The 13468-nt window shown below is 67.6% G+C and carries 15 protein-coding genes; 8 read left to right on the forward strand and 7 right to left on the reverse strand.

Annotation, left to right across the window (positions count from 1 at the left end; all coding sequences use genetic code 11):
• Positions 1 to 11: 11 nt before the first annotated feature.
• On the forward strand, positions 12 to 620 hold the full coding sequence (tsaB, locus tag KBZ15_RS01675) for a tRNA (adenosine(37)-N6)-threonylcarbamoyltransferase complex dimerization subunit type 1 TsaB (protein ID WP_255012878.1): 609 nt from the start codon (positions 12 to 14) through the stop codon (positions 618 to 620).
• Positions 621 to 796: 176 nt separating this feature from the next.
• A complete protein-coding gene (locus KBZ15_RS01680) occupies positions 797 to 1312 on the forward strand; it encodes a YdcF family protein (protein ID WP_254930556.1) in 516 nt (171 codons plus the stop codon).
• Here the strand turns inward: KBZ15_RS01680 and KBZ15_RS01685 are convergent.
• The 5 genes from KBZ15_RS01685 to rpaB form a co-directional block, all read right to left on the reverse strand.
• Positions 1254 to 2006, reverse strand: a complete 753-nt coding sequence (locus tag KBZ15_RS01685) for a 1-acyl-sn-glycerol-3-phosphate acyltransferase (protein ID WP_255012879.1) — start codon at positions 2004 to 2006, stop codon at positions 1254 to 1256. The genes KBZ15_RS01680 and KBZ15_RS01685 overlap by 59 nt on opposite strands.
• Positions 2003 to 2920, reverse strand: a complete 918-nt coding sequence (gene fabD / locus KBZ15_RS01690; protein WP_255012880.1) for an ACP S-malonyltransferase — start codon at positions 2918 to 2920, stop codon at positions 2003 to 2005. The genes KBZ15_RS01685 and fabD overlap by 4 nt, the downstream gene beginning before the upstream one ends.
• Positions 2921 to 2956: 36 nt before the next feature.
• Positions 2957 to 3961 carry a beta-ketoacyl-ACP synthase III gene (locus KBZ15_RS01695; protein WP_255012894.1) on the reverse strand — a complete coding sequence of 335 codons (1005 nt, stop codon included), beginning with the start codon at positions 3959 to 3961 and terminating at the stop codon, positions 2957 to 2959.
• A gap of 79 nt (positions 3962 to 4040) precedes the next feature.
• The gene (plsX, locus tag KBZ15_RS01700; protein WP_255012895.1) at positions 4041 to 5351 is read right to left on the reverse strand and encodes a phosphate acyltransferase PlsX; all 1311 of its coding nucleotides are present in this window, start codon (positions 5349 to 5351) and stop codon (positions 4041 to 4043) included.
• Positions 5332 to 6102, reverse strand: a complete 771-nt coding sequence (gene rpaB / locus KBZ15_RS01705) for a response regulator transcription factor RpaB (RefSeq protein ID WP_197151853.1) — start codon at positions 6100 to 6102, stop codon at positions 5332 to 5334. The genes plsX and rpaB overlap by 20 nt, the downstream gene beginning before the upstream one ends.
• A 121-nt stretch (positions 6103 to 6223) precedes the next feature.
• Here rpaB and radA point away from each other — a divergent pair, with 121 nt between their 5' ends.
• The 4 genes from radA (at position 6224) to KBZ15_RS01725 (ending at position 9594) form a co-directional block, all read left to right on the forward strand.
• Positions 6224 to 7672: a DNA repair protein RadA gene (gene radA, locus KBZ15_RS01710; RefSeq protein ID WP_255012882.1), complete on the forward strand. Its 1449-nt coding sequence runs from the start codon at positions 6224 to 6226 to the stop codon at positions 7670 to 7672.
• Positions 7673 to 7709: 37 nt separating this feature from the next.
• Entirely contained in the window at positions 7710 to 7970 is a 261-nt protein-coding gene (locus KBZ15_RS01715) for a hypothetical protein (RefSeq protein WP_197151849.1), read from the forward strand.
• Between the two features lie 5 nt (positions 7971 to 7975).
• Positions 7976 to 8407 carry a TA system VapC family ribonuclease toxin gene (locus KBZ15_RS01720; protein ID WP_255012884.1) on the forward strand — a complete coding sequence of 144 codons (432 nt, stop codon included), beginning with the start codon at positions 7976 to 7978 and terminating at the stop codon, positions 8405 to 8407.
• A gap of 527 nt (positions 8408 to 8934) precedes the next feature.
• On the forward strand, positions 8935 to 9594 hold the full coding sequence (locus KBZ15_RS01725; RefSeq protein ID WP_255012886.1) for a phosphatase PAP2 family protein: 660 nt from the start codon (positions 8935 to 8937) through the stop codon (positions 9592 to 9594).
• On the opposite strand, the gene KBZ15_RS01730 is transcribed toward KBZ15_RS01725, so the two are convergent.
• Together KBZ15_RS01730 and KBZ15_RS01735 are read right to left on the reverse strand one after the other, a co-directional pair.
• A complete protein-coding gene (locus tag KBZ15_RS01730; protein WP_255012888.1) occupies positions 9526 to 9915 on the reverse strand; it encodes a phosphatase PAP2 family protein in 390 nt (129 codons plus the stop codon). The genes KBZ15_RS01725 and KBZ15_RS01730 overlap by 69 nt on opposite strands.
• A gap of 291 nt (positions 9916 to 10206) precedes the next feature.
• The gene (locus KBZ15_RS01735; RefSeq protein WP_255012897.1) at positions 10207 to 10728 is read right to left on the reverse strand and encodes a photosystem I assembly protein Ycf3; all 522 of its coding nucleotides are present in this window, start codon (positions 10726 to 10728) and stop codon (positions 10207 to 10209) included.
• A 75-nt stretch (positions 10729 to 10803) separates the two neighbouring features.
• Between KBZ15_RS01735 and KBZ15_RS01740 the strand changes: the two genes are divergently transcribed.
• Positions 10804 to 13107, forward strand: coding sequence for a cation-translocating P-type ATPase (locus tag KBZ15_RS01740; protein ID WP_255012889.1), 2304 nt, complete (start codon positions 10804 to 10806; stop codon positions 13105 to 13107).
• A gap of 6 nt (positions 13108 to 13113) precedes the next feature.
• The coding region (gene tmk / locus KBZ15_RS01745; protein WP_255012892.1) for a dTMP kinase at positions 13114 to 13468 on the forward strand (355 nt) is incomplete at its 3' end.

Below are 13468 nucleotides of genomic sequence, written 5' to 3' on the forward strand. Positions count from 1 at the left end.
AGGGGGGCCTGATGGGCGCCGTGCTTGCCCTGCACAGCTCCAGCGATGTGCTGGGGGTTGGCGTGGCCTGGCCGGGGATGGCCGGGCCAGCCGAGCTGGGCGCCTTTCCGCTCGGCCGCGGCCTCGCCAACCAGTTGCTGACCTGTATCGAGCAGCTGCTGCCGGCGGATCAGTGGCCCCAGCTGGACCGTCTGGCGGTGGCGATCGGGCCGGGGGGATTCACCAGCACCAGGCTCACCGTGGTGCTGGCCCGCACCCTCGCCCAGCAGCTCGATGTGCCCCTTGATGGGGTGGGCAGTTTTCTGCTGGTGGCCAGGCGGCTGGCGATCCAGGAGCCCACCTGGCTGGTGCAGGAGCTGGCCCGTCGCGGGGTGGTGGCGGGGTTGTATGGCCCGGCTCCCAGGGGCGACAGGGCGGCGGTGGTCGAGTTGGCGGCGCCCCGGCTGTTTGCCCCGGACACCCCTTTGCCCCCTGGCCCCCAGCTCGCTGCCGTCACCCAGCTGCCCGCCGACGTTGGCCAGCTGCTGGAGCTCAGCCTTCAGGCCCATGCCCAGGGCCTGGCAGCCCCCTGGCAGCCGGTGTTGCCGCTCTATCCCACCTCGCCGGTGGCCGGAATCTGATGGGGGAGGCATCCGGCCGCCATCCCAGAGGTTCAGGGCGTCCAGGCCGATCCAGGCGATCCAGGCACCCCAGGCAATCCAGGCGCCCCAGGCGGCGGCCTGGCCGGCGAGCTGGTGGCCTCCGTTGCTTTCTGGCTCTGGGGCTGGCCGCGGGCCTGCTCTGGCTGTCGCGCGGCATGTGGTGGCCCGCCCCGCCCCCGGCCCAGCTGATCCTGGTGCTGGGGGGCGATCCGGCCCGGGAGCAGCGGGCGGCGACCCTGGCGGCCCGTGACGGCCTGCCGGTGCTGGTGAGCGGCGGCAGCAATCCCGAATACGCCCACTGGCTGTTTGAACTGCGCCAGGGCTTGCCGCCCAGCCAGGTGCAGCTCGATTACCGCGCCAGTGACACCCTCTCTAACTTCACCTCCCTGGTGGACGACTTGAGGCGGGCCCGCATCCGCCACGCCCTACTCGTCACCAGCAGCGACCACATGGAAAGGGCCCTGCTCGTGGGCCGGATCGTTGCCGGCAGCCGGGGCATTCACCTCACGCCCGTGCCCGTTGACTGCGCCGATAGCTGTCAGCCGGAGGGCCGCCGCAAGGTCTGGGGGGATGGGGTCCGGGCTGCCCTGTGGGTGCTGAGTGGTCGCGATCTCAAGGGCTGGGCGGCAGCCCATCTGCCTGGCTGGCTGGGGGGAGGGATCGGTCGTTGATCAGGCCCTGATCCAGCAGGGCATTGATCTGGGCCTGGCAGGCGGCGGTGACGGCGTCCAGGTCTGGGCGCCGCCTGGACGCCGGCGGGGGGATCGGCGTGCCGATGCGGATGTGGATCGGCACCAGCCGGGCGCTGGCCTGACCCCGGCCCAGGGCCCGGTGGCTGTTGATGATCGCCACCGGCAGCAGGGGCGCTCCGGCCCTGGCCGCCAGCAGGGCAGCTCCGGCCTGGGGTGCGTTGACCCGGCCATCGGCCTGGCGGCTGCCGTCGATGAATACACCGGTGGCCCAGCCCTGCAGCAGGCGGTCGGTGGCGGTGCGGATTGCCTCACGGTCGCTGGCGCCGCGGGCCACCGGGTAGGCCCCGCAGGCTCGGATGATCTGGCCCAGGATCGGCACCCGAAACAGCTCGGCCTTGGCCATGAAGGCCACGGGCCGGCCCAGGGCATGGCCCAGCAGGGGCGGGTCGAGGTGGGAGCCGTGGTTGGCCACCACCACCAGCGCCCCTTCCATCGGCACCTTGGCGTTGCCACTGGTGCGGCCGCGGAAGAGCAGCCTGAACACCGGAAACACCAGCAGGTAGCTGATCAGCCGGTAGGTCAGGCTGGGCCTGGGCGTGCGAATCTGGGCCGGGGGCTCGGCAGGTTTGCGGCGGCGCAGGGCCCGTTTGACGGCGGAGACAGGCCTGTTCATGGGGCGCTGGCCAGCCCCAGATCGGCACCACCCAGATCGGCAGCACTGTTGACCTGGGCGGTGACTATGGCTGGGCAGCTGCGTTTAATCAGGCCGCTGAGCACGGCACCGGGCCCGATCTCCACGGCGGTGGTGACCCCGAGGGCGCCGAGCTGGTCCATGGTTTCGCGCCAGCGCACCCCCGTGGTCATCTGCCGGATCAGGCGGGCCTTGAGGGCAGCCCCGCTGGTCTCCGGAGTGGGATCGGTGTTGCTGAGCACGGGGATGGCCGCATCGGCAAAGGGCACCGCCCCCAGCTCCCGGCCAAAGGCCTCAGCCGCGTCGGCCATGAGGGGGGAATGGAAGGCGCCGCTGACGGCCAGGGGAACGGCCCGCTTGCAGCTGAGTTGGCCGCTGACGGCCGCCACCGCATCGGGGTGACCGGAGAGCACCACCTGGGCGCTGCTGTTGTCGTTGGCGATCACCACCCCTTCGGTGGCGGCCACCAGGGCCTCCAGTTCGCCGCGGTCGAAGCCGATCACCGCCGTCATGGCGCCGCCGCCGGCCTGGGCCATCAGGGTGCTGCGTCGCTGCATCAGGGCCAGGCCAGTGGCGAAGTCGAACACCCCGGCCACGTGCAGGGCCACCAGCTCGCCCAGGCTGTGGCCAGCTACAACCTGGGCGGTGCGCCCCTGGGCCTGGAGCGCCTCGGCCAGCAGGCTTTCGATCACAAACAGGGCCGGCTGGGTGTTGCGGGTGTCGTTGAGGTCGCTGAGCTCGCCTGTGGCGCTGCCGGCGCAGATGGCCAGCAGATCGCGACCCAGCAGCTCTGAGGCCTGTTCAAACCGATGCCGGGCCATGGGTAGCTCCAGCAGGCCTGCGGCCATGCCGACCTTCTGGGAGCCCTGGCCAGGAAATACCCAGGCAATGCCCATGGCGCGCCCCTTTGCAAGTTGGCCAGGAGATTAGGGCTAGGGCTGGGCTGCACCGCGGGGGCCGCTCCAGCGCAGCAGGGCCGCGCCCCAGCTCAGGCCGGCGCCGAAGCCGCTGCTGGCCAGCAGGTGGCCCGGTTGCACCCGCCCGTCCTTGACGGCCTCATCGAGCATCAGGGGAATGGTGGCGGCCGAGGTGTTGCCGTAATGGGCCAGGTTGCTGAGCACCTGGGCGTGGGGCACCGCGAAGCGGTCGGCCACCGCGTCGAGAATCCGCTGGTTGGCCTGATGCAGCAGCAGCCAGTCGAGTTGCCCGGGGGCGGTGCCGGTGGCTTCCAGCAGCTCGGCCAGGATCGCCGGCACCTCGCGCACCGCGAACTTGTAGACCTCCTGGCCATTCATCTGGATTGGTGCAAAGCCCCCCTGCTGGGCCGTCAGCCCCCCGAGTAGGGGGGCATGGCGATCCAGCTGGGCCAGGGTGAGGCAGGCGTTCCGGCTGCCGTCGGAGCGCATGCGAAAGCCCAGCAGGCCGTTGTCGCTGGCCCCGCAGGCTTCTACCGCCACGGCGGCGGCACCATCGCCAAACAACACGCAGGTGCTGCGGTCGTCCCAGTCAACCCAGCGGCTGAGCTGGTCGGCGCCAATTACCAGGGCCCGTCCCATCGCCCCACTGCCCAGGTATTGGCCGGCGGTGATCAGGGCAAACAGAAAGCCGCTGCAGGCGGCGGTGAGATCAAAGGCGACGGCCCGGCTGGCCCCCAGGGCCCCCTGCACCCGCGGGGCCGTGCCGAACAGGTCGTCCGGGCTGGAGGTGGCCAGCAGGATCAGGTCGAGATCGTCCGCCGTCCAGCCGGCATGGTCGAGGGCGAGCTGGGCAGCCCGGCTGGCCAGGCAGGTGAGGGGTTCGTCGGGTCCGGCCACCCGGCGGGAGCCGATGCCCGTGCGACTGCGGATCCACTCGTCGCTGGTCTCGACCCGCTCCCCCAGTTGCTGGTTGGAGATGCTGGCCGCCGGCACGGCACTACCGCAACCCACTAGGGCCATACCGAATGGACCGATGCCGACCCTCACTGGTGGGGGGACTGCGCCTTGCGACACCGGATTCAGCCTGGGATCGGCTCAGTCAATCACAGGCGACCGCTGGCCCATTCGCGCCCAGGGCATGGAGGTTGGCCATCACCCCGCCACTGGCGGCGGAATGGGCCAGGCGCAGGGCGCTGAGCACCGACAGGGCCCTGCTGCTGCCATGGCCGATCACGCACACCCCATCGACCCCCAGCAGCAGGGCGCCGCCGTGCTCGGCGTGGTCGAGGCGCTTTTTGATGCGGCGCAGGTTGTTGATCAGGAAGGCCGAGCCCACCTTGCCGCGCCGGCCCCGGGGCAGCTCCTCCTTGATCACATCCAGCAGCACGCTGCCCACGCTTTCAAGGAACTTGAGCAGCACATTGCCGGTGAAGCCATCGCACACCACCACGTCGAAGTTGCCGGAGAGGATGTCGCGGCCCTCGCAGTTGCCTGCAAACACAAAGCGCCGCTCCCCGGCCAGCAGCGGGTAGGTGCGAAGGCAGAGCTCGTTGCCCTTGCACTCCTCCTCGCCGATATTCACCAGGCCGATGCGGGGCTTGGCCACCTGCAGCACATCGCGGCTGTAGATGTGGCCCAGCAGGGCCCATTGGTGCAGGTAGGCGGGCTTGCAGTCCATGTTGGCGCCCACATCCAGCACCAGCACCTGCTGTTCGGTGTCCTTGGTGGGGAAGAGGGCGCCGATCGCGGGGCGATCGATGCTCGGCAGGCGCCCCAGCCGGAAGATCGCAGAGGCCATCACGGCGCCGGAGTTGCCGGCGGAATAAACCGCCATGGCCTCGCCCTGTTTGACCAGGTCCATGGCCCTGTTGATGCTGGCATCGCGCTTCTTGCGCACCATCGTGGCCTCCTCATGCATGCCGATCGAGGGGCCGCTCGGCACCAGCTCGATCAACCCCCGGGCCACGGCCCCGTTGAGCTGGTCCTGCAGCTCCATGGCGGCCACCGCGGCCTGGAGCGGGGCGCTCTCGGCCACAAAGCGCACCCGCAGGGGCAGCAGCTCAACGGCGCGCAGGCAGCCCTCGAGGATGGGGCCGGGGGCATGGTCGCCGCCCATGCCATCAACCGCGACCCACAGGCGGTCGGAGTCGTTGATCGGTGTGTTCTCATCCGGCCCGCCCAGGCCGCGTTGCAGGCGCCGCAGGGGATCAAAGACCAGCGGCTGCAGCACGGTGTTGGCCATGCTGCCGGCCACGCTGGTGGCGGTGCCGGCGGTGTTGGCGGCGGAGCTGGCCGCTGAGGTGGCCGTGTCAACCAGGCTGGTGACCGCCGCGTTGCGGCGATACCAGATCACCAGTCGGCGGATCGCCCGGCTGGGCTTGGCGCGCTTGTCAGGACCCTTCGGAGACAACGGCGTCAACAATGCGTTGGAACAGATAGCCGGTACCCCGAGCCGTGAGGATCAGCTCGGGGTTGGCCGGATCGTCCTCCAGTTTGGAGCGCAGCCGGGAAATATGTACATCCACCACCCGGGTGTCCACATGGCGCTCCGGCGTGTAACCCCACACGTCCTTGAGAATCTCGCCGCGGCTGAAGGGTTCGCCACTGCGGCTGACCAGCAGCTCCAGCAGGCTGAATTCCATGCCGGTGAGCCGGATGCGCTCGTCACTGCGGTAAACCTGGCGCTTGTTGGTGTCGATGCGCAGGTCGCCGACGCTGATCACGCCGGAATTGGGGATGCCGGCCACGGCCTCCTTCTCCACCCGCCGCAGCACGCAGCGGATGCGGGCTTCCAGCTCTTTGGGGCTGAAGGGTTTGACCACGTAGTCGTCGGCGCCCAGCTCCAAACCGGTGATGCGATCCGCCACATCCCCCAGGGCGGTGAGCATCACGATCGGCACATCCGATTCCTTGCGCAGCTCCTGGCAGACGCCGTAGCCATCGAGCTTGGGCATCATCACGTCGAGAACCACCAGGTCGGGCTGGCAGGTCTTGAACAGCTCCAGCGCCTCGACGCCGTCGCTGGCGGTGACCACCTGGTAGCCAATCATGGAAAGCCGGGTTTCCAGAATGCGGCGGATGCTGGCCTCGTCATCAACGACCAGGATGGTCTCTTTGCCGTGCTGGGTTCCGAGCGGGGGGGTGGGGGCGGAAGCCGTCATCAATGCAGCCGGGCTGGTACATCAGATAGCTCCTACTGAAAAGGTATGAGGGGCGAACTTTTCATTCATCGCCACCTTTCTTCATAGAGACCCGTTTCCGCCAGCCCCCTCCTCCCTGCCCGTGGCCAAGCCCAGCTCCGTTTTTGTCTGCACCAGCTGCGGGGCCCAGACGCGCCAGTTTTTTGGCAGGTGCGCCGCCTGCGGCAGCTGGAACACCCTGGTGGAGCAGAAGGCCGGCCCGGCTGCCGACAGCCGCAGGCGGCGACCGGTGGCGGCTGCCGCTGCCGTGAAGGCGTTGGAAGGCGGCTCAGTAGGGCAGCCGAGGCGCTCCGAGCCGATCCAGGCGGTCGGGGAGCGGGCCCTGCAGCGGCTCAGCAGCGGCTACGGCGAGTTCGATCGGGTGCTGGGCGGGGGCTTGGTGCCCGGCTCCCTGGTGCTGGTGGGCGGTGACCCGGGCATCGGCAAGAGCACCCTGCTGCTGCAGAGCGCCTGTTCGATGGCCGGCCGCGCCTCGGTGCTCTACGTGAGTGCCGAGGAATCGGCCCAGCAGGTGAAGCTGCGCTGGCGCCGGCTGGCCCCGACCACCCAGGCCGATGTCGCCCCCAGCGCCAATTTCCAGCTTCTGGCCGAAACCGACCTGGAGCTGGTGCTGCAGGAGCTCGAGAGTTTGCGGCCGGCGGTGGCGATCATCGACAGCATCCAGGCCCTGCATGACGGCGAGCTGGCCAGTGCCCCCGGCTCGGTGGCCCAGGTGCGCGAATGCGCCGCCGCCCTGGCCCGCATCGCCAAGCGCCAGGACACGGCCCTGCTGCTGGTGGGCCACGTCACCAAGGAGGGCGCCCTGGCGGGCCCGAAGGTGCTCGAGCACCTGGTGGATGCGGTGCTCACCTTCGAGGGCGACCGCTTCGCCAGCCACCGGCTGCTGCGGGCGGTGAAGAACCGCTTCGGCGCCACCCACGAGCTGGGGGTGTTCGAAATGCGTGATCGGGGCCTGGCCGAGGTCACCAACCCCAGCGAGCTGTTTCTGGGCGGCGATGAACCCAGTGCCGGCACCGCCACGATCGTGGCCTGTGAGGGCACCAGGCCCCTGGTGGTGGAGCTCCAGGCCCTGGTGAGCACCACCAGCTATGCGAGCCCGCGCCGCAGTGCCACCGGCATCGCCGTGGGCCGCCTGCACCAGATCCTGGCGGTGCTCGAAAAACACCTGGGCCTGCCCCTGTCGCGCTTTGACTGCTACCTGGCGGTGGCCGGCGGCCTGGAGGTGGAGGAGCCCGCAGCGGATCTGGGCGTGGCCACGGCGGTGGTGGCCAGCTACCGCGACCTCACCCTGCCGCCCGGCACGGTGCTGGTGGGGGAGCTGGGCCTGGGCGGCCAGCTGCGGCCCGTGGGCCAGCTGGAGCTGCGGCTGCAGGAGGCGGCGCGGCTGGGCTTCACCCGGGCGGTGCTGCCGAAGGGCAGCGGCCTGGCCAAGACGGCCGCCAGCCTGGGGCTGCAGCTGCTGGAGGCGGGCACGGTGGCCGAAGCCCTGGTGGCGGCCCTGGGGGTCAATCCGGCCGAGGATCGGGCCTGATCATCAAGATGCAAGGTGTGCGCATTATGATGCACCCATGCGCACCACGCTCACCATCAGCGACGCTCTTTACGTGCAGGCCAAGCTGCAGGCTGCCCGGGAGGGCGCTTCGGTGGGCGCGGTGTTCGAGGCGGCGCTGCAGGCCTATCTCGATCGAGCGCGTCAGCTGGCGCGGAGCGAGCTTCCTCCCCTGCCGGTGCATGGGGGGGGTGTGCTGCGCCCAGGTGTTGATCTTGATGACATGTCGGCACTCCGCGCGTTGCTCGATGAGGGTCTGCCGCTGGAGCAGCTGCGCTGAGCGTGATGGTGTGCGTTGACGTCAATGTGCTGGTGCAGGCCTGCCTGCAGATCTCGCCACGCCATCACGAGGCGCGTGCCTGGCTCTTGGCGAATCGTGTCTTGCCGGAGGGTCTGGGCCTGTTTTCTGTGGTGGTGAGCGGCTTCCTCAGGGTGGCCACCGACCGGCGCGTGTTCAGCGAACCCCTGGATGCGGCCGTCGCCATCGCCTTTATCGACAGCCTCACCGCTTCTCCAGCGGTGTCGATCTTGGATCCAGGCCCCCGCCATTGGGACCTGTTCCGTCAGATGGTGCTTGACCATCGGCCCAGCTCTCAGGACATGACCGATGTGTACCTGGCAGCAGCAGCTCTGGAGATAGGCGCCACCTGGGTGTCGTTTGATCGGGGCTTTGCCCGCTTCAAAGGGTTGCGCTGGCTGAACCCTGCGGATCTCTGAGGCCTGAGGCGACTCAGAAATACACGTCGACGCGGCCGCGACCGCTGGTCTTGAGCCAGTTCTATGCCTCGATGTAGTTATTCGGGGCCATTTGCCTGTGGCCATTTCTGGATACCACGAGCCAAGTGTAGTTTTTAATTTAGGTACGAAGACCCGGGCCACCAGCCTTAATGGGGTAGTTGGCCATGTGCTTCAGAATCAATAAGCCAGCCTAGTTCCCCTTGCGAGGATTTAACCCAAGTTTTTGAAGGTGAAGCTTGGGCGAGCAAAAGCTAGGTAGGCAGGGCGGGCCAGGGAAATTAATTATTTTAAGGCTAGAAAATTAGACCTCATTATTGTTGAAATAAGTATCAGTATTCCAGCCTTGACCTCCGATCGCGTTCGCTGGAGCGGCTGGACTGTGCAGCGACTGACGCGACGGGGCTTAAGATTATTTTATTTGCACCTAAATTGTGACATTTTATTCAATAGCTCCATGGTCAGAGTCGGCTTTATAGGCTATGTTAAGGTAGGATCACCTCTCCACTATGAGAAAAATCTTCGGCAAGCAGCGAGCGTTGCTAGGCATCGCAACTTTCCTAATAGCTGCTGGCATGCTGAGCCTGATGGCGGATATCCAGGTTGCTCGACTCATGGATCTGAATCCTATTCCTAAGGAAATAGGACGTATTCTGCGTTTTTCCGAAATCGGTGGTCATGGCACAGGCGCAGCCATGGTTTTGATTGGGGTTATAGCCTGTAGCCAATTTAGTTGGCGCCGTTCCGAGGAGCGTATGCGAGCCCTGCGCCTAATTGCAGGCTCCTATCTAGGCGGATTAATTGTAGATTTGTTCAAGCTGATCATTCCCAGGGTTAGGCCCGGGAAGGCAATCCTTGAAAACGCCAATGGTTTTTTTGATACATTTGGGCACCAACTCCTAGATGCTGGAATTCATGGGCGCTCTGCAGTGATGAGTTTCCCTTCCGGACATGCTGCAGTTGCCGCAGGTTTGGCAGCATCTCTTTGGTGGTATTTACCAACTGGGCGCCCTGCATTTGTGGCGCTAGCTATTTTGGCATCACTTCAGCGGGTGGCCACCAATAATCACTACGTCAGTGATATCTGCATCGGTGCGGGCCTAGGGCTGGTCGGGGCTTGGCTGTGCATGCCCAAACCGCAGGCTCGGGATTTTGAGCCAATGGGCTAGCAAAAGGCCGGTGACTGAGCCCACCAAGGCCCCCAGGTAGATGTCGGTGGGGTAATGGGCCCCACTTATCACCCGGGTGAGCCCGCAGCCCACTGCCATCACCAGGGCCGGCCAGCGCAAACGGGGAAACAGAATCATCAGGGCCATGCTCCCGCCAAAGGCCACGGCCGCATGGGAGCTGGGCAGGCCAAGGCCACTGCTTGACCAGGGCCGATCGGTCAATGGGCGGAAAACATAGGCTTCCAGCTGGGAGGGCCTTTCGCGGCGCAGGGTCATTTTGAGCAGCTCGGCCCAGGCGCCACTTAGGGCTGGGCTGAGCAAGAGAAAGGCGCTTTGTTTGGTGCGATTGGGTTGCTCTTTTCCCCTGCAACTAAGAGCTAGGGCGATCGAAAAAAGGAGCCAGGGCCATAGGCTTCCCCAGATTCGAAATAGATAGTAGAGATCGCCCTTCAGCAAGCTGCCCAGGCTGCCAAGTGCTTTGCCAAGGCTGAAATCAACCAGTGTCAGCATGGCCAATCCCAGCAAGCCCAGGCCGGCGAGCGCGATTAGTTGTCTGGCAGATGGTTGCAGGCGCATGGCTGTTCAGAAATACACGTATTAAAAATACACGCTTTAGAAATACACATCGATACTGCCGCGGCCGCTGGTTTTGAGCCAGTTCTGGGCCTCGATGTAGTTGTTGGGAGCCAGGCGAATGGCCTTGGCCCAGAAGTCGGCGGCCTGGTCGAAGCAGCGGTCGGCCTCATCGGCGTCACCCTTTTCTTCGGCGATCGAGCCCAGGTGGTGATGGATAACGGCCATATTGTTGAGGGCCTGGGGCATCTTGCTGTTGAGATCGAGGGCCTGGCCGTAGAAATCAAGCGCCTTTGCATGGTCGCCGTTGCTGGCGAAAACCAGGGCCATGTTGTAAAGAATGAAGGCCCGGTCGTTGGGGTCGTCTTCGAGGGTGAGGGCTTCCTCGTAGTTCTCCAGAGCTTCGGCGTATTCGCCATCGGCCTGGGCGCTCATGCCATCGCGGTAGTAGGCGAAGGCCTCCTTGGCCCGCCGGTTAGTGGGCAGCACCTTGAGGATCAGGTCGGCCATCACCGTGAAGCTCTTGTCGATGAAGTTGTCGTTGCGTTGGCTGCGGGGCACGGGGGCTGGGATTGGCTCGTTGGTGCCCATCCTGGCCGATCTCCCTAGCCTGGGTTGATCTGAACAGCGCCGTCCTTGTCTTCGCTTCAGGAGCCCCCCCTGCTGGAGCCCCTCCTTTTCGAAATCGAAGGCATGAAGTGCGGCGGCTGCGTGCGGGCCGTGGAACAGCGCCTGCTGGGCCAGCCCGGCGTGCGCCAGGCCAGCGTCAACCTGCTCACCCGCACCGCCTGGGTTGATGTGGTTTCCGCGGAGGCCAGCCAGGCTGCTCTGCTCCATTCCCTGGCAGGGCTTGGCTTCCAGGCCAGGCTGCGCCCCAGCGATGCGGAGCTGCCCAGCCGGCGGCAGCGCCTGCAATCGCAAAACTGGTGGCAGCACTGGCGCCAGCTGGTGGTGGCCCTGGGCCTGCTGCTGGTGTCGGTGCTGGGCCACCTTTCGCTGGCGGGGCTTGGGGCCCTCTGGATCCATGCCCTGGTGGCCACGCTCACCCTGGCGGGGCCGGGCCGGCCGATCCTGGTGCGGGGAGTACAGGCAGCCCTCGCCGGCCTGCCCAGCATGGACACCCTGGTGGGTCTGGGGGTGATCAGTGCCTACCTGGCCAGCCTGGTGGGCTTCCTTTGGCCCCAAACAGGCTGGCCCTGCTTTTTCAACGAGCCGGTGATGCTGCTGGGCTTCGTGCTGCTGGGCCGTTTCCTCGAGGAGCGGGCCCGCTTCCGCACGGGTCGGGCCCTCGAAGAGCTGGCCGAGCTCCAGCCCGACACCGCCCTGCTGCTGCTGGGCGAGGGGCCACCCCGGCCGGTGCGGGTCGGCGGCCTGCGCCCAGGTGATCGGGTGCAGCTGTTGCCGGGGGATCGGGTGCCCGTGGATGGGGTGGTGCGCCAGGGCTCTGGGGCGGTGGATGTCTCCGGCCTGACCGGCGAACCCCTGCCCGTGGCGGCCATTGCCGGCACCGAGCTCTCAGCCGGCAGCCTCAATCTGGATGCCCCCTTAGTGCTGGAGGTGTTGCGCCGCGGCGCCGACAGCGCCATTGCCCGCATCATCCACCTGGTGGAGCGGGCCCAGGCCCGCAAGGCCCCGATCCAGGGGTTGGCCGACCGCCTCGCCGGCCGCTTCACCCTGGTGGTGCTGGCCCTGGCGTTGGCCACCTTGCTCTTCTGGTGGCTGCTGGGCACCCAGCTGTGGCCCCAGGTGCTCCAGCCGGCTCCCCTGGCTGGCGCCCACGCTGGCCACCCCATGCTGGCGGTGGCGGCCGAAACCCCCTTTGCCCTGGCCCTGCAGCTCTCGATTGCGGTGCTGGTGGTGGCCTGCCCCTGCGCCCTGGGGCTGGCCACACCGACGGCGATCACGGTGGCGATGGGCCGGGCCGCCCGCGGCGGGCTGCTGTTTCGGGGCGGGGATGCGATTGAAACCGCCGCAGGCCTGCGGGCCATGTTGTTTGACAAGACCGGCACCCTCACCCGGGGCCGGCCGCTGGTGACAGCGGTTGAGCCCCTCCAGGCCGCCAGCTCAGACCGGCTGGTGCAGCTGGCCGCCAGCCTGGAGGCCGGCAGCCGCCACCCGCTTGGCTTTGCTCTGCTGCAGGAGGCCCAGCGCCGGGGCCTGGAGCTGCTGTCGGTGGCTGAGGCCCACAGCTGGGCCGGCCAGGGGGTCAGTGGCCGCATCGAGGGCCAGAGCCTGCGGGTGGGGCGGCTGGCCTGGCTGGAGGCCTCACCGAGCCCGGAGCTGCTGGCCCGCCAGGCCCTGCTGGAGTGCCAGGGCGCCAGCGTGCTGGCCGTGGGCGGAGAGCAGGGCGTGCTGGGGCTGGTGGCGGCGGCTGACCAGCCGCGCCCCGATGCCGCCGGCGTGCTCACGGCCTTGAGGGGCATGGGCCTGCGGCTGGGTTTGCTCAGCGGCGACCGGCGCGAACCGGTGCAGCAGCTGGGGGCCAGCCTGGGCCTGGCGGAGGCGGAGCTGGGCTGGGAGCTGCGGCCCGAGCAGAAGTTGGAGAGGATCCTGCAGCACCCCGCCCATGGCGCCCTGGCGATGGTGGGGGATGGCATCAACGATGCCCCGGCCCTGGCCGCGGCGGATCTGGGCATCGCCGTGGGCACCGGCACCCAGATTGCCCAGGACAGCGCCGGCCTGGTGGTGATGGGCGATCGCCTCGAGGGCATCGTGGCGGCCCTGCGGCTGGCGCGTCGCACTATGGCCAAGGTGCGGCAGAACCTCGCCTGGGCCTTTGGTTACAACCTGATCGTGCTGCCCCTGGCGGCCGGCGTGTTGCTGCCGGGCTACGGGGTGTTGCTGACCCCTCCCCTGGCGGCTTTGCTGATGGCGTTGAGTTCGATCACGGTGGTGGTCAATGCCCTGCTGCTGCAGGATGGCCTCCAGGATCTCCGCTGAGTGCAGGTGGCTGAGCCGGCAGGCCCCTCCCGGGGCCGTTTTGTGGTGCTGGAGGGGATCGATGGCTGCGGTAAGACCACCCAGCTCGAGGCCCTGGGCCGCTGGCTGCCGGGGAGTGGGTTGCTGGCGCCAGGAGCGGAGCTGATCATCACCCGGGAGCCCGGGGGCACGGCCCTGGGCACGGCCCTGCGCCAGTTGCTGCTCCATCCCCCCGGGGCGGCCGCGCCGGAGCCCATGGCGGAGCTGCTGCTCTATGCCGCCGACCGGGCCCAGCACGTGGAGCAGTGCATTCGCCCAGCCCTGGCGGCGGGCCACTGGGTGCTGAGCGACCGCTTCAGCGGCTCCACCGCCGCCTACCAGG

It is taken from the genome of Cyanobium sp. BA20m-p-22 (assembly GCF_024346275.1).
Taxonomy (GTDB): domain Bacteria; phylum Cyanobacteriota; class Cyanobacteriia; order PCC-6307; family Cyanobiaceae; genus Cyanobium_A.